The sequence below is a fragment of the Pararhizobium sp. LjRoot238 genome, from assembly GCF_964252955.1.
In the GTDB taxonomy this organism is placed as follows: domain Bacteria; phylum Pseudomonadota; class Alphaproteobacteria; order Rhizobiales; family Rhizobiaceae; genus Pararhizobium.
In genome coordinates this window covers 3531718-3547482 of the sequence record NZ_CAXUPP020000001.1, presented here as the reverse complement: position 1 = coordinate 3547482, position 15765 = coordinate 3531718, and the positions used below count along the sequence as shown (strand labels likewise).

Here is a 15765-nt window from a genome sequence, read left to right as displayed (position 1 = left end):
ACAGAACTCGAGTTGCAAGCGCTGCACCCACCGATGGGATACATGGTAGTGCGTCGCAGCCAGAATACAAACGCGCCCGTCGTATCGCCGGGCGATGGCGGTCATACGGGAATCGAGAGTGTCAATCGGAAAAGGCCTGTTCGTTACATTCGAGGGCGGCGAGGGGGCTGGAAAATCCACCCAGATTCGTCTGCTTGCCGATTCCCTGCGTGAGCGCGGTTGCACGGTTCTGACCACGCGCGAGCCCGGCGGCTCGCCGGGGGCGGAGGCCGTGCGGCATGTACTTCTGTCCGGCGCGGCGCAGGAGTTTGGTGTGCGCATGGAAGCGATTCTTTTTGCCGCGGCGCGCAGCGATCATGTCGAGCAAGTCATCCGCCCGGCGCTCCTGAACGGCACCGTCGTCCTGTGCGACCGGTTCATGGACTCTTCGCGCGTCTATCAGGGGGTGACCGGCAATCTGGAGCCGTCCTTCATCGAAGCTCTCGAGCGGGTGGCGGTCAACGGCGTAACCCCGAATTGCACCATCATCTTCGATCTGCCCGCATCCGTCGGTCTTGACCGTGTGCGGCGCCGCGCGGCTGTGGCGGAGGCGCCGGCCGGCGAGGAGGTCGAACTCGACCGCTTCGAGAAAGAGGAACTCGAAACGCATGAAAAGCGCCGCGAGGCGTTCCTTGATATCGCCAGAGCCGATCCGAGGCGCTGTCATGTGGTCGACGCGGCAGCGAGCGCCAGCGACATTGCCGCCGCCGTGCTTGCGATTGTCGAGCCGTTGCTGTCCACCGGGGGCGATGGACCAGAAACGGAAGCGGCGCAATGAGCACCGATCGATTTGACGTTCTGGACGGCGCAGTTCCGCCCGCCGAGAATACGAAGCTCTTCGGTCATGCGGACGCCGAGCATTTTCTGGCGCAAAGCTACCGGTCGGGGAAAGGCCACCACGCGATTCTGATCGAGGGGCCGGCGGGTGTCGGCAAGGCGACGCTTGCCTTCCGCTTCGCCAACCATGTTTTGACGCATCCGGAGCCGTCACTGGCGCCGGCGGAACTGGCCGATCCCGACCCCCGTTCGATCGTCAGCCGGCAGATCGCCTCCGGCGCCTCGCACAACTTGCTGCATCTAACGCGGCCGGTCGACGACAAGACCGGCAAGGTCAAGAGCGCCATCACTGTCGACGAGGTGCGGCGGGCGGGCAAATTCTTTTCGCAGACGTCCGGGACCGGCAATTGGCGCATCGTCATCGTCGATCCCGCCGACGACCTCAACCGCAATGCCGCCAACGCAATCTTGAAAATTCTCGAGGAGCCGCCGAAACGGTCGCTGTTCCTGGTACTGACCCATGCGCCGGGTAAGCTGCTGCCGACGATCCGTTCGCGCTGCCTGCCGCTGCAGTTGAAGCCGCTGGCGCCCGACGCGTTGCGCGACGCGATGACCAATCTCGGTTTTGACCTTTCCGGTCCGGATGCGCAAAAGGTGCTTGCGGCCGCGGATGGCAGCGTGTCGGAAGCGTTGAAGCTGATCAATTATGGTGGGCTCGACATCATGACCGCCTTCGAAGCGATCCTTGCCGGGCAGGGGCCGGCGATCCGCAAGGATATGCACAAGCTCGCAGATGTTCTTTCCGCCAAGGATAGCGAGACCATTTTCGATTTCTTTTCGGCGCTGGTGAGCGGGCATATCATGCGGGTAGCACGGCAGGCGGCAGCCGCTGGCGACATCGCCGGGGCCGAACGCTTTGCGCGGCTGTCATCGGCCATCGGCGAGCGGCTTTCTCTGGCGCAAGCCTATAATCTCGATCGCAAGCAGACCGTTCTTTCGATCCTCGACGACATCAAGACACAGTCCCTTCCGGCGGCCTGAATTTCCACTTGCGTTCGATCGCAGCTGCAAGATCGATATGGTTCTGTTCGGCAAAGAGCAGTACATGGCCGAGAAGATCGGCCGTTTCGTCGGAAAGCGCACGTTGCAGGTCCTGTTCCGATTGCCCCTTCAGACGGCCGCGGCCCGTCAGCCTGTTCCAGATCTGGGTGAGTTCACCGAGTTCCTCGTGCATCTTGAGGATGAACCAATCCCGGTCACGCTCGATCTGGTGCATGTCTGCATAGGCCGCCGATGCGAGAGAGAATGTCTCGCTAAGATGTTTCAGCATGAAAGGGGGAGTCTCCACTTTGTTCACTTAATGTTCCAGGTTCCAACGGAAATTGTCAAGGCGTGCGGTGGATGGGGAGTTTGTGGCTGGACAATTGGCTGTGCGACAGCCGCAGGCAGCTTTTCTGGGAGCGCACTGTTTCATCCGGCCATGGGATGCGCTAATAGCCAGACACCAAAAAGATCAGACACAGGCCGAAACCCGATCATGACCGACAAGTCCCCGTTTTACATCACCACCGCGATCTCCTACCCGAACGGCAAGCCGCATATCGGCCACGCCTACGAGTTGATTGCGACGGATGCGATGGCCCGCTACCAGCGGCTGGACGGACGCGACGTGTTTTTCCTGACGGGGACCGACGAACACGGCCAGAAGATGCAGCAAACGGCCCGCAAGGAAGGCATTTCAGCGCAGGAACTGGCAGACAGGAACTCGGCCGAATTCCAGAAGATGGCGGTTTTGCTGAACGCCTCGAATGACGACTTCATCCGCACGACAGAGAAGCGTCACCACGAGGCGGTAAAGAATATCTGGATCCGCATGGGCGAGGCGGGCGACCTCTACAAGGACAGCTACTCCGGCTGGTATTCCGTGCGCGACGAAGCCTACTACCAGGAAGGCGAAACAGAACTGCGCGCTGATGGTGTACGCTACGGGCCTCAAGGGTCGCCGGTCGAGTGGGTGGAAGAAGCGAGCTACTTCTTCAAGCTTTCCGCCTATCAGGACAGGCTGCTCAAGCACTACGAGGAAAACCCGGATTTCATCGGTCCGGCCGAGCGTCGCAACGAGGTGATTTCTTTCGTGAAATCGGGCCTCAAGGACCTCTCCATGTCGCGCACGACCTTCGACTGGGGTATTCCGGTTCCGAACGATCCAGGCCATGTCATGTATGTCTGGGTCGATGCGCTGACCAACTACATCACCGCTACCGGCTATCTGACCGATCCGGACGGCCCGCGGGCGAAATACTGGCCGGCGGACATCCACATGATCGGCAAGGACATCATCCGCTTCCATGCGGTCTACTGGCCAGCCTTCCTGATGTCGGCGGGCCTGCCTTTGCCGAAGAAGGTCTTTGCGCATGGCTTCCTGCTCAACAAGGGCGAGAAGATGTCGAAGTCGCTCGGCAACGTCGTCGATCCCTTCAACCTCGTCGAGCATTTCGGCCTCGACCAGATCCGCTATTTCTTCCTGCGTGAAGTTTCATTCGGCCAGGACGGCAGTTACAGTGAGGAAGGGATTGCGACCCGCATCAATTCCGACCTCGCCAACGGCATCGGCAATCTCGCCAGCCGCTCGCTATCGATGATCGTCAAGAACTGCGATGGGCAGGTCCCGGAATGCGGTGATCTGACCGATGAGGACAAGGCGATGCTGGCTTCGGCGGACGCGCTGCACGCCTCGACACGCGACGACATGAACGCGCTGATGATCCATCGGGCGCTGACCTCGATCATCGCCGTGGTGTCCGAGGCCGACCGCTATTTTGCAAGCCAGGAGCCATGGGCGCTGAAAAAGACGGATCCGGCCCGCATGGCGACCGTGCTTTACGTGACGGCCGATGTCGTGCGCCAGATCGCCATACTCTTGCAGCCTTTCATGCCGGAATCGGCCGGAAAGCTGCTCGATCTCGTCGCCGTTCCGGCCGACAGCCGCGATTTTGCGTCCCTCGGCGAGGCCGGAAGGCTGGTTGCTGGAACGGCTCTCGAGGCGCCGAAACCGGTTTTCCCGCGCTATGTCGCGCCGGAAGCATAAGGACGACCAAATGCTGATCGACACCCATTGCCATCTGGATTTTCCGGATTTCGAGGCCGAGCGCGACGCGATCATCGAGCGCGCACGCGCGGCCGGTGTCGGTCAGATGATCACCATTTCGACGCGCGTGAAGAAGTTCGAGACGATCCTTGGCATCGCCGAATCCTATGCCAACGTCTTCTGCTCGGTCGGCACGCATCCGCACAATGCCGACGAGGAGCTGGATATCGAGACGGCCGATCTGGTGCGTCTTTCGGCGCATCCGAAGGTCGTGGCGATCGGCGAGGCCGGGCTCGATTATTTCTACGACAACGCTCCGCGCGACGCGCAGGCGATCGGCCTTCGCCGCCATATCGCTGCGGCGCGGGAAACCGGCCTGCCGCTGGTCATCCACAGCCGCTCTGCCGACGAGGACATGGCCGCGATCCTGACCGAGGAAACAGGGAAGGGGGCCTTCCCTTTCCTGCTCCATTGCTTTTCTTCCGGGCCGGACCTGGCGCGCGTCGGCGTCGAGCTCGGCGGCTACGTTTCCTTCTCCGGCATCCTGACCTTTCCGAAGTCGGAGGAACTGCGCGAGATCGCCAAGACGGTTCCGCACGACCGGATGATCGTCGAGACGGACGCTCCGTATCTGGCGCCGAAACCATTCCGCGGCAAGCGCAACGAGCCGGCCTATGTAGCCCACACGGCGCAGGTTCTGGCCGAGACGATCGGCGTTTCGGTGGACGAGATCGCGACGATCACGACGGATAACGCCTTCCGCGTTTTCTCGAAGATGCCGAGGCTCTGAGGTGGCGGTGAGGCGGGTCTTCACCATTCTCGGCTGCGGCTCGTCTCCTGGCGTGCCGCGCATCAATGGCGACTGGGGTGCCTGCGACCCGGCCAATCCCAAAAACCGCCGCACCCGCGCGTCCCTGCTTGTTGAACAGACAGGTCCGGATGGCGGAACGACAACCGTCGTCATCGATACAGGACCGGATTTTCGCGCGCATATGATCGCGGCGAAGGTCCACAATCTGGATGCCGTGTTCTACAGCCATGCGCATGCCGATCATATTCACGGTATCGATGATTTGCGCGGATACGTGCAACACACCCGTGAACGCATGCCGATCTGGGCCGATGCCGCGACCATGGGGCGCATTCGCGAGGCCTTTCGCTACTGCCTGGAAACGCCGCCAGACAGCAGCTATCCGCCGATCGTAGAGGCGAAGATCATCGATCCGTCGCTGCCGCCGATTACGATCACCGGCGCCGGCGGCGCGATTGTCTTTCAGCCTCTGCTGCAGCACCACGGCAGCATCGTGTCCCTCGGTTTTCGCATCGGCGATTTTGCCTATTGCAGCGATGTCAGCGATTTCCCTCAGGAAACGATTGGCAAGCTTTCCGGGCTCGATATGCTGGTGATCGATACGCTGCAATACAAGTTCCACCCAAGCCATCTGTCAGTCGAACAGTCGCTCGGCTGGATCGAACGCTTCGCCCCGAAACACGCCGTGCTGACCCACATGCATACGCCGCTCGACTACGAGACGGTGATGCGCGAGACGCCGGATCATGTGGAGCCGGCCTATGACGGGATGCGGCTGGAATTCGACGTGACCGACGTGGTTACTGCATAATTCCTTAAATCGGAATCGATTTAAGGATAAAATTATGCAGCAGGTTCAACGTGCTACAGCGTCCTTTGCGCGTCATATTTGACGCGCAGCGCTGTAGTCGGATCAGCTGAAATAGGGCTCCAGGTTGCTCCGGATGCGATCGAGAACGGTGGTGCCGGAAAGATCGGCGACGAAACGCTGGCCGGTAATCGTCTCGTAGGCCTCGATATAGACTTTCGACGTTTGTTCGACGAGATCGGCCGGAATTTCTGGGATCGGGTCCTTATAGGGATCGCAGCGCTCCATCACCCAGGCGCGGACGAAATCCTTGTCGAAGCTCCTCGGCCGCTCGCCAGAGGCAAAGCTCTGCTCGTAGCTCTCGGCAATCCAGTAGCGGCTGCTGTCGGGCGTATGGATCTCGTCGGCGAGAACGATGCGACCGTCCTTGTCCGTGCCGAATTCGTATTTGGTATCGACGAGAATGAGGCCACGTTCGGCGGCGCGCTCCTGGCCGCGCTGGAACAGCGCCAGAGCGTACCGGGACACGGTTTCCCATTGTTCTGATGTCAGCAGTTTCTGCGACAGGATTTCAGCGGCGGAAAGCGGCTCGTCATGGCCGCCGTCGAACGCCTTGCTGGTCGGCGTGATGATCGCTTGCGGCAGTTTTTCGTTGTCCTTCAGGCCGTCCGGCAGCCGGATGCCGTACATTTCGCGTTCGCCGTTGCGGTATTTGGTCAGGATCGACGTGCTGGTCGTGCCGGCAAGATAGCCGCGCACGACAATCTCGACCGGCAGAATATTGAGCCGCGTGCCGACGACGACGTTGGGATCGGGATAGTCGATGACATGGTTCGGGCAGATGTCGGCCGTTTCCTCGAACCAGTAGCGGGCAGTCTGCGTCAGCACTTGGCCCTTGAACGGGATCGAGGTCAGGATCACGTCGAAAGCGCTCAGCCGATCCGTCGCAATGATGATCCGCCGGCCATCCGGCAGATCGTAGTTCTCACGAACCTTGCCCTTGTAGCGTCCCGGCAGTTCGGGAATGAAAGCGTCTGAAAGAATGCGCAAATCGCTCATCGGGTACGGTCTTTCGCTGACGGTTGGTAATGGCATCGCTTAAGCCCGGGGCATGTCAAAGGTCAAGCGGAAGGCCGGCGCAATTCGGTATTCGGCACCAAATCGCATGTGGTACGTCGCAAATAATGCCATTGGCAGCCGTAGTTGCGAAGTGATCGTTCGCTTTGAAACAATCATTGCCTTTGGTACGCCCAACGGGACTCGAACCCGTGTTGCCGCCGTGAGAGGGCGGCGTCCTAACCGCTAGACGATGGGCGCTCACGGCCATTGGCAGCAGCGTGTTGTCACACTGGCACCGCAAGACATTCAACAACATACAACAAAAGAGAAGAATGGCACACCATAGAAGACAAACGGCGAACCACGACTGCCGTTTGTCAAAAAAACCGCAACACTGCCGAAATGGCAATTAAGTTCCATAATCTATCTTATGTGATGGTTCATGTGTAGCCGCAAAGTTAAAGTGTCCTGTTTCTGCAAAGTAAGAATGTCACTCTCCCCGGGTTTTGATGACCTGGGAGATTGCGGATGGGATTGATTGCGATGAGCGAGCGTGATCTGCAGCGGATCGAGGTTTTGTCGAAGGTGATCGCCGGGCGCATGACGCTGGTATCGGCGGCACATGTGCTTGATCTGAGTACCCGACAGGGGTGCGTCGGCTGCTGGATCGGATCAGCGCTGGCGGTGCGGCGTCGATCCGGCCTACGGCGCGCGGCCGCTGAAGCGCGTGATCCAGAAGGAGCTGCAGGACCCGCTCGCCGAGCGCATCCTGCTCGGCGACTTTCTGGACGGCTCAACGGTGGTAGTCACCTCCGGCTCCGACCGGCTCAACTTTCGCCCGCGGCCGACGGTGGCCGCGGAGGCCGAGAAGGCTGCCTGACGGTCACAAGCAAGCTCATGTGCAAAAGCCCCGGCGAGGTTCTCGCCGGGGCTTTTTGTCACGCGCAGGGTGAATGGCCGTTTGGGAGGTCACTCCGGGAGACCGGCCTTGCGGTAGCCATCAACGAAATGCTCAAGCGTCGCAGCGTCGCGGAATGGCTCCGTCGTGGCCCAGTGGCGGGTTGTGAAATGCGGGTTGCCGACGAGGAACAGTTCGACCTCTGCGCGCGCCTCGTCGAGCCGGCCCAGTTGGGCAAGGCTTGCCGCCAGGAAACGGCGTGAGCTTGTACGATAAGTCTCGTCCCTGCGCAGTGTCTCGACAGCGGCTTCGTATTCGCCGGCCGCATATTGCGCCTGGCCGAGCGTCAGATAGTACCAACTTGCCGGAAACGGGTTCAGCCGGAACGCCTTGCGAATGTGCTCAAGGCCCTCCTCGACCCGCCCGGCCAGGACCGCGATGTCGGATAATGCCGCCCAGGTGTCGGCCTCGTTCGGGTCGAGCTCGATCGCCTTGGCAAACTCCGCATCTGCCTCGGCGAAGCTGCGCTCATAGGCAAGCAGGTAAGCCAGGATCCAGCGACAGCCGGCATCGTTGGGATCGATCGCGACAGCTTTTCGCGCCAGTTCCAAAGCAACGCCACGGGTAGGTTCCGTTGGGCCGCCGGAATGCACCCATCCCATCCAGTGGTTCATGGCCAGCCAGCGATAGGCCTCGGCGTATTCCGGATCGAGCGAAACCGCGCGCGTGAGCATCAGATGCGCTTCCCGCGCCGTCTGCGGCGAATCATCCATCAGCTTGCGCGCCCGCACGCAGAGATCGTAAGCCTCGAGATTTTTGGGCCGATTGCGCGGCGGCGGTGCGCGCAACCGGCCGAGCAGCGCCTCCACGATCTTGCCGGTGACCTCATCCTGAACGGCAAAGATATCTTGCAGGCTGCGATCGAAGCGTTCTGCCCATAGATGATCGCCACTCACCGCATCGACCAGCTGGGCGTTGATGCGCACGCGCCCCGCGGCGCGCCTTGCGCTGCCCTCCAGCAGGTAGCGCACGCCAAGGTCCTCAGCGATCCCGCGCGCGTCCATCGCCTTCCCCTTGTAGGCAAAGGCCGAGTTGCGTGCGATGACGAACAGGCCGGAGATCCTGGACAGGTCGGTGATGAGGTCTTCGGTCAGCCCATCCGCGAAGGACTCCTGCTCGGGATCGTTGCTGATATTCACGAAGGGCAGCACGGCTATCGATGGTTTGCTGGGCAGCGGCAAAGGTTTTCGCTTCGCGCCGCCGAGCTGTTCGATAGGCCCCCCCGTGAAGCGGTAGCCGACACGCGGAACCGTGGTGATCCATTCACCGCCGCCGGCGGCCGGACCAAGCAGCTTGCGCAGCTGCGCGATCTGGACGGTGAGGTTGCCTTCCTCGACGGCCGTGCCCGGCCACGCCGCGTCCATCAACTCGGCCTTGCCCAGAATTTCGCCGGGCCGTCCGACGAGCGCCGCAAGCAGCTTTACCCCGCGGTAGCCAACGGCAACGGAATCACCGTTCCGAAGGAGCGTTCCCGCACCCGGATCAAGCACGAACGGACCAAAGGCAAAGCGCGATCCCTGCATACGGCGCATCTATAGCCCGTTTGGAAGTTTTTGAGAACTTTTTGGGAGAGCTTAAGTACGACGCTGTTCGTATCCAGCAGAGTTCACCCTCTTTCAGGTCGAGGGCCCCCGGACCCTCAAACCCTATGGAGGTTGCCATGAACCATACTCCCCCCGTGGGGCCGGCGGAAGTGTCGCTTCGGCACTATAGCCAGGGGCCCCTGCGAAGCATTATCGCGACCTGGCGCTGGCGGATACATTTTCGCTGGGAACTTGAGCAAAAGTCGAAGGCCAATCCCCATTTGATCGACGATATCGGTCTGACAAGACGGCAGGTCGAGGCAGAGATCGCCAAGCCCTTCTGGCAAGTATAAGGCGAATGCTGCAATGACACCGGATCGCCAGTTTCCGCGTGCCGCAGTGGTTCGCCGGCACTTGCACAGCACGACATCACCGCGAGAGGATCGGATCCCATGGGCCGCGATGGCGGGCATCATCGCGACCGTCACGGTGTTCGCCGTGGCACAGGGGCTGACCTATCCGCTGCTCAGCTTCATCCTGGAGCGGCAGGGGACGACGCCCGGCCTGATCGGCTTGTCGGCGGCGATGACGCCGCTGGGTTTCATTGTATCCGCGCCCTTCATTCCGGCGCTGACGCGGCACGTGGGCGGGGCGCGGCTTGCGATCCTGTGTTCGATCCTGGCCGCGCTCACCCTGATCGCGATTGCCTGGACGCCGGAAGTCTGGGCCTGGATGCCGCTGCGCTTCCTGCTCGGCTTCTTCGCCAATCCGCTTTACGTGATCAGCGAAACCTGGCTGATCTCGATCACGCCCGCGCCACGCCGGGGCCGCATCATGGGCCTCTATTCATCGATCGTTTCGGGTGGCTTCGCCATCGGCCCGCTGTCGCTCGGCCTGGTCGGCACGCAGGGTTGGCCGCCCTTCATGATCGGCATCGTGGCCTTCCTTCTCTGCGGCCTGATCGTGCTTGCGGTCGTGCCGCGCCTGCCTGACATGCCGCATGAAGGCGAGGCAACATCGGTCGGCGGCTTCTTCGCACTGGCGCCGCTCCTATTGTTCGCGGTTTTCACTGCTGCCGCCTTCGAGCAGATCCTGCTTTCCTTGTTCTCGGTCTATGGTGCCGCGCTCGGCAGCGCCGAGGAGCGCATCGCTTCGCTCATCACCTGTTTCATCGCAGGCAATGCCGTGCTGCAGATTTTGCTCGGGCGCGTGGCCGAACAGTTTGGCTCGACGCGGACCATGTTATTCTGTGCCCTGGCTTCGCTGGCCGGCTGCCTGCTGCTACCGTCGATCTTCAACTCGTGGCTCATCTGGCCGCTCGTTTTCGTCTGGGGCGGGGTCTCGTTCGGGATCTACACCATGTCGCTGATCCAACTCGGCGAGCGTTTCACCGGTCAAGCCTTGATCGCCGGTAACGCGGCCTTCGCGTTCGTATGGGGCATCGGCGGCATCGTCGGCTCGCCCGCGACAGGACTGGCGATGCAACTGATCGGACATCAGGGGCTGCCATCGTCCCTCGGCCTGCTGTGCTGTGTACTGGCGGTGTTTCTGATGGCGGAGAGACGGCGGGTCTGATCGAGGCACTTGCCTCGTGCCGCGTCGATGGTATGCCGGGCTCCACCAATAGGGAGGATGATGTCCCAGGGAGTGGTGTAGCAGGGTAGCGGTGGTCACCAGTTGTTTTCCGGTAGGGTCGGGTTGTCGAAGACCAACCTGATGGAAAGGCCACCGATGACCGACGATATGATGAACGCCGCGAAGCAGACGAGTCTTTGAATTATGAGGCTTCGAAGACTGGATCTCTTTATGTCGTCGCCATGCCTCACGCCAAGCAACGCTTGACGTTAGGTGTCGCATTTCGGACCCATGTGCCGGGCGAAGTCGAGCTGGGCTTTCGGCCTGACAGCGTGATAGTGCTTGCTCGTGCCGTCTTTCCCGACAGCACAAGGACGTCATACGAAGCGCGTAGCTCGTCTCCCGTGCCCAACGACCCGGCTGGCATATCCGGCACGGCGAGCCCGGCAACTTCTGGCTTCTCGTCCTGACAGACTCCAGCGGAACGTGGCCAACGCCATTTCCTCGCGGGACCCCGCACCTTATCCGTCAGACTGCCGCTCATTGATCCCGCATAAAGGCCTGCATCTCCTCGGTTGTCACCTTGCCGTCCTTGTTTGCGTCGACTTTGTCGAAGATCCGTTTGTGGATCGTCGTTACTTCCTCGAAGGAGAGCGCTCCGTCTCCATCGACATCCGCGACGGCGAACATGATTTTCATCATGTGACCTCGCATCGCGCCCCCACGCATTCCGCCCATCATACCGTGCCTCCCCATCATCGTACCCGGCATCGTCTCTGAGGACTCAGACTGTGCATCTTGGCCCTCGGCTGGGGCCGTCTGCCCGAAGGTCGTGGTCGTTGTGCTGGCTGAAATAAGCGTGGCGACAATCGCCATGCATGCCAATTTTCTCGACGTCATGTGCGTTCTCCTTCTTGGATGTAGCAAATGTTCGATAACCGTAGGTATTGTCTTCGGCGCTTTCGATTTTCGCCGCACGCGAATAGTATTTCAAATATCCCTGAAACGAACTGGCCGCTTTGCGTTACATCAACCGTGCCTCGAAAAATGACGTTTCAATCGTGCTCCGGCCATTTTGGGCGCATGATGTTCATGACGGCAACCTTGATCCCGCCATGTCACGAACAGTTTATCGTTTAATGTATTAATTCATATAGATCTTATATAACATTGAATATGCAGTATTTTACATAGATTTTTTTTCGGATAGTTCAGTGGGGCTGAAACCATAGCGGCTTGTCTGGCGTAGAATAAACCATGCTCAGCAAGGAGATGGGGCAATGATCCGGACGTTCAGAGCTTGCGCATGTATTGCAATGTTGATGATCTCGGTGCCCCTGGCATGCGCGGCCGAACCGGTCGATACGGCCCAGTCGATCATCCAGAGCCAGATCGAGGCTTTCCTCAACGACGACGCAGAGACGGCCTATTCCTTCGCTTCGCCGCAGATCAAGGGGAAGTTTCCCAACAAGAACATCTTCTTCGATATGGTCAAGCGCGGTTATGCCCCCGTGTACCGGCCGGGCAATTTCGCTTTCGGACGCAGCAAGGTCGAAGGCGATATGGTGGTGCAGGAAGTGCCGATCTCAGGACCGGACGGCAAGGACTGGACGGCGCTGTATTTCCTCGTCAAGCAGCCGGATGGCACCTACAAGATCAACGGCGTGCAGATGCTGCAACAGGCGCCCGGCCCCGAGATTTGACCAGACCTGGCTCAGGCGGCCTGCTTGGCTTCCGCCTCGCCGCGAGCCCACGCTTCCTTCGTCTCCGCCATGAAGTCGGCATAGCGCGCCTCCTCGATCGCCTTGCGGATTCCGGTCATCAGGTCCTGGTAATAGGCTAGGTTGTTCCAGGTCAAAAGCATGCCGCCGAGCGACTCGTTCGAGCGCACCAGATGGTGCAGATAGGCCCGCGAATAGTCACGCGACGCCGGGCAGGAAGACTGGTCATCCAGCGGCCGCATATCTTCGGCATGGCGGGCGTTGCGCATGTTGATGCGGCCGTGCCGGGTGAAGGCCAGGCCGTGACGGCCGGAACGGGTCGGCATCACGCAGTCGAACATGTCGATGCCCCGCGCAACCGATTTCAGAATGTCGTCCGGCGTGCCGACGCCCATCAAATAACGCGGCTTCTCGGCCGGCAGATATGGGCAGGTCGTGTCTATCATATCGAGCATCACAGCCTGCGGCTCACCGACGGCAAGACCGCCAATGGCATAGCCCTTGAGACCAAGCCCCGACAGCGCCTCCGCCGAACGCTCGCGCAGTGTTGGAATGTCACCACCCTGGACAATACCGAACATCGCCTTGCCAGGCTGATCGCCAAAGGCGACCTTGCAGCGCTCTGCCCAGCGGAACGACATCTCCATCGCCCGTTCGATCTCCTTCGGCTCCGCCGGCAGACGAACGCATTCATCGAGTTGCATCTGGATGTCGCTGCCGAGCAGTCCCTGGATCTCGATCGAGCGCTCCGGCGACATATGGTGCAGCGAGCCGTCGACATGGCTCTTGAAGGTCACCCCCTTTTCGTCGAGCTTGCGCAGGCCGGCGAGCGACATGACCTGGAAGCCGCCCGAATCGGTGAGGATCGGGTAAGGCCAGCGGATCAGTTGATGCAGGCCACCGAGCTTGGCGACGCGCTCCGCCCCTGGCCGCAGCATCAGGTGATAGGTGTTGCCGAGGATGATGTCGGCGCCGAGATCGCGCACCTGGTCGAGATACATCGCCTTGACCGTGCCGACCGTGCCAACCGGCATGAAGGCCGGCGTGCGGATATCGCCACGCGGCATCGATACTGTGCCGCGGCGAGCCTTGCCATCGGTGGCGAGAAGACTGAACTGAAATGTCTCGGTCATGAATCATCCCGGAAAAGCAGGCTGGAATCGCCGTAGGAATAGAAGCGGTAGCCGTGGTCGATTGCGTGGGCATAGGCGCGCCGCATCGTCTCAAGACCGCTGAAGGCCGAGACGAGCATGAACAATGTCGACTTCGGCAAGTGAAAATTGGTCATCAGCATATCGACGGCACGGAACCGGTAGCCGGGCGTGATGAAGATGCCTGTCGGGCCTGACCACGACCTGATCTCGCCGTTCTCCTCGGCAGCGCTTTCGATCAACCGGAGAGAGGTCGTTCCGACGCAGACGATGCGCCCGCCCCTCGCCTTGACCGCATTGAGCCGCTCCGCCACATCTGCGCCCACATGGCCGATCTCTTCGTGCATGACATGGTCTTCGGTGTCATCGACCTTCATCGGTAAAAACGTACCAGCGCCGACATGGAGCGTGACGAAGTAGCGCTCGATACCCATCGTGTCCAATGCCGCGAAAAGCCGGTCGGTGAAATGCAGACCTGCGGTTGGCGCAGCGACAGCGCCCTGCTCGCGCGCATAGACCGTCTGGTAGTCGGTGCGGTCCTTCTCGTCCTCGGGCCGTTTGGAGGCGATATAGGGCGGCAGCGGGATATGGCCGACAGCAAGGATCGCTTCATCGAGCGCGGGGCCGGAGAGGTCGAAGCGCAGGGTCACCTCGCCCGCCTCGCCTTTCGCCTCGACGGTCGCCTCCAGCGAACCCATCAGGCAGGTGTTGGAGCCGTGGCCGAATTCGATGCGGTCGCCAGGCTTCAAGCGCTTGGCTGGCCGGGCAAAGGCTTTCCAGCGACCAGGTCCTGCGCGCATGTGCAGGGTCAGGGAGACTTCGGTCACCACATCCTCGCCGCGCCGCCGCCGGCCTTCGAGTTGCGCCGGGATAACCTTCGTATCATTGAAAACCAGCGCGTCGCCGGGGCGCAGGAAGGACGGCAGGTCCAAAACACCGTGGTCTGAAAGCGGCTCTTCCTGTTGCGGCCGGACGACGAGCATACGCGCACTGTCGCGCGGGCTCGCAGGCCTCAGCGCGATATTTTCCTCGGGGAGATCGAAATCGAACAGGTCGACGCGCATCAACAGTCTTCTTTAAACGGCAAACCCGCCCCGGCGCCCTGTTCGGGCGATCCGGGACGGGTTGTTGCATTAGCCTAGATCAGGCGTTGGCGGCAAGTTTCATCGAAACAATGCTGTCGGGATCCTTGACCGGCTCGCCGCGCTTGATCTTGTCGACATTTTCCATGCCGGAGATCACCTGGCCCCAGACGGAATACTGCTTGTTGAGCCAGGGGCTGTCGGCGAAGCAGATGAAGAACTGCGAGTTGGCCGAGTTCGGCATCTGGCTGCGAGCCATGGAGCATGTGCCACGCACGTGGCTCATGTTGGAAAACTCAGCCTTCAGATCGGGCTTGGAAGAGCCGCCCATGCCGGCGCGGGCCGGGTTGAACTGCTCGCCGCCCTGCTTGCCGAACTGCACGTCGCCGGTCTGCGCCATGAAGTCGTCGATGACGCGGTGGAACACGACGCCATCATAGGCGCCTTCGGCGCACAGTTCCTTGATGCGGGCAACGTGGCCCGGCGCCAGGTCCGGCAGAAGCTGGATGACGACCTGCCCCTTGGTGGTTTCCATGATGATGGTGTTTTCCGGATCCTTGATCTCGGTCATGGCATTTCTCCTTGTTGGAACTCAGTTTACTTGCCGACCTTGACGCTGATCATGCGGTCGGGATCGGTGACGGAACCGTTGTTGGCCTCGTCGCCCATCTTGATCTTGTCGACATTCTCCATGCCCTCGACGACCTGGCCGACCACTGTGTACTGGCCGTTCAGGAAGGAGCCGGGTGCGAACATAATGAAGAACTGCGAGTTGGCGGAGTTCGGATCCTGGCTGCGAGCCATGCCGACCGTGCCGCGTTCAAAGGGAACCTTTGAGAACTCGGCTTCGACATCCGGCTTGGAGGAGCCGCCCATGCCGGCCATATCCGCCTTGAAGTCCTTTTCCATATTGCCGTACTGGACGTCGCCGGTTTGGGCCATGAAGCCCGGGATCACGCGGTGGAAGGCGACATTGTTGTATTCGCCGGCCTCGGTCAGTTCCTTGATGCGGGCAACGTGCTTCGGCGCGACATCAGGAAGTAGCTCGATCACGACCGGGCCGTCCTTGAGCTGGATGGTGATGTATTCCTTGGCCTGGGCAAAGGCATTGCCGGTCAGGGAAGCAAGAGCAACTGCGCCTGCGAAAGCGAGGTGGAGGATTTTCATGATAGC

Annotated in this window: 16 protein-coding genes, 1 tRNA gene and 2 pseudogenes; 10 read left to right on the top strand and 9 right to left on the bottom strand. The window is 60.8% G+C overall.

All coding sequences use genetic code 11. From position 1 onward, the window contains the following. The first annotated feature begins 94 nt into the window (after positions 1 to 94). Complete coding sequence (gene tmk / locus ACSQ3F_RS17250; RefSeq protein WP_436101345.1) at positions 95 to 817, top strand: dTMP kinase; 723 nt, start codon at positions 95 to 97, stop codon at positions 815 to 817. Continuing rightward, a complete protein-coding gene (locus ACSQ3F_RS17245) occupies positions 814 to 1857 on the top strand; it encodes a DNA polymerase III subunit delta' (protein WP_436101344.1) in 1044 nt (347 codons plus the stop codon). The genes tmk and ACSQ3F_RS17245 overlap by 4 nt, the downstream gene beginning before the upstream one ends. Here the strand turns inward: ACSQ3F_RS17245 and ACSQ3F_RS17240 are convergent. Then, on the bottom strand, positions 1829 to 2146 hold the full coding sequence (locus ACSQ3F_RS17240; protein WP_436101343.1) for a pyrophosphatase: 318 nt from the start codon (positions 2144 to 2146) through the stop codon (positions 1829 to 1831). The genes ACSQ3F_RS17245 and ACSQ3F_RS17240 overlap by 29 nt on opposite strands. Before the next feature lie 207 nt (positions 2147 to 2353). Here ACSQ3F_RS17240 and metG point away from each other — a divergent pair, with 207 nt between their 5' ends. Genes metG through ACSQ3F_RS17225 form a run of 3 tightly spaced genes read left to right on the top strand, consistent with a single transcriptional unit; the run spans position 2354 to position 5526 of the window. Then, a complete protein-coding gene (gene metG / locus ACSQ3F_RS17235; RefSeq protein ID WP_436101342.1) occupies positions 2354 to 3904 on the top strand; it encodes a methionine--tRNA ligase in 1551 nt (516 codons plus the stop codon). 10 nt (positions 3905 to 3914) lie between these two features. Further along, positions 3915 to 4694 carry a TatD family hydrolase gene (locus tag ACSQ3F_RS17230; protein WP_436101341.1) on the top strand — a complete coding sequence of 260 codons (780 nt, stop codon included), beginning with the start codon at positions 3915 to 3917 and terminating at the stop codon, positions 4692 to 4694. 1 nt (position 4695) lies between these two features. Continuing rightward, complete coding sequence (locus ACSQ3F_RS17225; protein WP_436101340.1) at positions 4696 to 5526, top strand: MBL fold metallo-hydrolase; 831 nt, start codon at positions 4696 to 4698, stop codon at positions 5524 to 5526. A 102-nt stretch (positions 5527 to 5628) separates the two neighbouring features. Here the strand turns inward: ACSQ3F_RS17225 and ACSQ3F_RS17220 are convergent, their stop codons facing one another. Both ACSQ3F_RS17220 and ACSQ3F_RS17215 read right to left on the bottom strand, forming a co-directional pair. After that, positions 5629 to 6573: a phosphoribosylaminoimidazolesuccinocarboxamide synthase gene (locus tag ACSQ3F_RS17220; RefSeq protein ID WP_436102178.1), complete on the bottom strand. Its 945-nt coding sequence runs from the start codon at positions 6571 to 6573 to the stop codon at positions 5629 to 5631. Between the two features lie 192 nt (positions 6574 to 6765). Beyond that, positions 6766 to 6840, bottom strand: a tRNA-Glu gene (locus ACSQ3F_RS17215). Between the two features lie 270 nt (positions 6841 to 7110). Between ACSQ3F_RS17215 and ACSQ3F_RS17210 the strand changes: the two are divergent. Together ACSQ3F_RS17210 and ACSQ3F_RS17205 are read left to right on the top strand one after the other, a co-directional pair. Next, positions 7111 to 7301: pseudogene (locus ACSQ3F_RS17210) on the top strand (helix-turn-helix domain-containing protein); the annotation flags it as partial. Continuing rightward, positions 7271 to 7462: pseudogene (locus ACSQ3F_RS17205) on the top strand (hypothetical protein); the annotation flags it as partial. The pseudogenes ACSQ3F_RS17210 and ACSQ3F_RS17205, both read left to right, overlap by 31 nt. 89 nt (positions 7463 to 7551) lie before the next feature. Here the strand turns inward: ACSQ3F_RS17205 and ACSQ3F_RS17200 are convergent. After that, positions 7552 to 9063: a winged helix-turn-helix domain-containing tetratricopeptide repeat protein gene (locus ACSQ3F_RS17200; RefSeq protein ID WP_436102177.1), complete on the bottom strand. Its 1512-nt coding sequence runs from the start codon at positions 9061 to 9063 to the stop codon at positions 7552 to 7554. Positions 9064 to 9200: 137 nt separating this feature from the next. On the opposite strand from ACSQ3F_RS17200, the gene ACSQ3F_RS17195 reads away from it, so the two are divergent. Together ACSQ3F_RS17195 and ACSQ3F_RS17190 are read left to right on the top strand one after the other, a co-directional pair. Beyond that, positions 9201 to 9416, top strand: a complete 216-nt coding sequence (locus tag ACSQ3F_RS17195) for a DUF1127 domain-containing protein (protein WP_436101339.1) — start codon at positions 9201 to 9203, stop codon at positions 9414 to 9416. A gap of 13 nt (positions 9417 to 9429) precedes the next feature. Beyond that, a complete protein-coding gene (locus ACSQ3F_RS17190; protein WP_436101338.1) occupies positions 9430 to 10638 on the top strand; it encodes an MFS transporter in 1209 nt (402 codons plus the stop codon). A 540-nt stretch (positions 10639 to 11178) separates the two neighbouring features. Here ACSQ3F_RS17190 and ACSQ3F_RS17185 read toward each other — a convergent pair. Continuing rightward, positions 11179 to 11538: an EF-hand domain-containing protein gene (locus ACSQ3F_RS17185; protein ID WP_436101337.1), complete on the bottom strand. Its 360-nt coding sequence runs from the start codon at positions 11536 to 11538 to the stop codon at positions 11179 to 11181. Positions 11539 to 11954: 416 nt separating this feature from the next. Between ACSQ3F_RS17185 and ACSQ3F_RS17180 the strand changes: the two genes are divergently transcribed. Beyond that, complete coding sequence (locus ACSQ3F_RS17180; RefSeq protein WP_436101336.1) at positions 11955 to 12341, top strand: DUF4864 domain-containing protein; 387 nt, start codon at positions 11955 to 11957, stop codon at positions 12339 to 12341. 11 nt (positions 12342 to 12352) lie between these two features. On the opposite strand, the gene tgt is transcribed toward ACSQ3F_RS17180, so the two are convergent. The 4 genes from tgt to ACSQ3F_RS17160 form a co-directional block, all read right to left on the bottom strand. Next, the gene (tgt, locus tag ACSQ3F_RS17175) at positions 12353 to 13492 is read right to left on the bottom strand and encodes a tRNA guanosine(34) transglycosylase Tgt (RefSeq protein WP_436101335.1); all 1140 of its coding nucleotides are present in this window, start codon (positions 13490 to 13492) and stop codon (positions 12353 to 12355) included. Next, on the bottom strand, positions 13489 to 14574 hold the full coding sequence (gene queA / locus ACSQ3F_RS17170; RefSeq protein WP_436101334.1) for a tRNA preQ1(34) S-adenosylmethionine ribosyltransferase-isomerase QueA: 1086 nt from the start codon (positions 14572 to 14574) through the stop codon (positions 13489 to 13491). The genes tgt and queA overlap by 4 nt, the downstream gene beginning before the upstream one ends. Before the next feature lie 79 nt (positions 14575 to 14653). Further along, complete coding sequence (locus ACSQ3F_RS17165; protein ID WP_037123635.1) at positions 14654 to 15163, bottom strand: peptidylprolyl isomerase; 510 nt, start codon at positions 15161 to 15163, stop codon at positions 14654 to 14656. Between the two features lie 26 nt (positions 15164 to 15189). Next, positions 15190 to 15759 carry a peptidylprolyl isomerase gene (locus ACSQ3F_RS17160; RefSeq protein WP_436101333.1) on the bottom strand — a complete coding sequence of 190 codons (570 nt, stop codon included), beginning with the start codon at positions 15757 to 15759 and terminating at the stop codon, positions 15190 to 15192. Positions 15760 to 15765: the final 6 nt, after the last annotated feature.

Coding starts and splice junctions, on each gene's coding strand:
- tmk (WP_436101345.1), top strand. CDS start 95: ATGGCGGTCATACGGGAATCGAGAGTGTCAATCGGAAAAGGCCTGTTC.
- ACSQ3F_RS17245 (WP_436101344.1), top strand. CDS start 814: ATGAGCACCGATCGATTTGACGTTCTGGACGGCGCAGTTCCGCCCGCC.
- ACSQ3F_RS17240 (WP_436101343.1), bottom strand. CDS start 2,146: ATGCTGAAACATCTTAGCGAGACATTCTCTCTCGCATCGGCGGCCTAT.
- metG (WP_436101342.1), top strand. CDS start 2,354: ATGACCGACAAGTCCCCGTTTTACATCACCACCGCGATCTCCTACCCG.
- ACSQ3F_RS17230 (WP_436101341.1), top strand. CDS start 3,915: ATGCTGATCGACACCCATTGCCATCTGGATTTTCCGGATTTCGAGGCC.
- ACSQ3F_RS17200 (WP_436102177.1), bottom strand. CDS start 9,063: ATGCAGGGATCGCGCTTTGCCTTTGGTCCGTTCGTGCTTGATCCGGGT.
- ACSQ3F_RS17195 (WP_436101339.1), top strand. CDS start 9,201: ATGAACCATACTCCCCCCGTGGGGCCGGCGGAAGTGTCGCTTCGGCAC.
- ACSQ3F_RS17190 (WP_436101338.1), top strand. CDS start 9,430: ATGACACCGGATCGCCAGTTTCCGCGTGCCGCAGTGGTTCGCCGGCAC.
- ACSQ3F_RS17185 (WP_436101337.1), bottom strand. CDS start 11,538: ATGACGTCGAGAAAATTGGCATGCATGGCGATTGTCGCCACGCTTATT.
- ACSQ3F_RS17180 (WP_436101336.1), top strand. CDS start 11,955: ATGTTGATGATCTCGGTGCCCCTGGCATGCGCGGCCGAACCGGTCGAT.
- tgt (WP_436101335.1), bottom strand. CDS start 13,492: ATGACCGAGACATTTCAGTTCAGTCTTCTCGCCACCGATGGCAAGGCT.
- queA (WP_436101334.1), bottom strand. CDS start 14,574: ATGCGCGTCGACCTGTTCGATTTCGATCTCCCCGAGGAAAATATCGCG.
- ACSQ3F_RS17165 (WP_037123635.1), bottom strand. CDS start 15,163: ATGACCGAGATCAAGGATCCGGAAAACACCATCATCATGGAAACCACC.
- ACSQ3F_RS17160 (WP_436101333.1), bottom strand. CDS start 15,759: ATGAAAATCCTCCACCTCGCTTTCGCAGGCGCAGTTGCTCTTGCTTCC.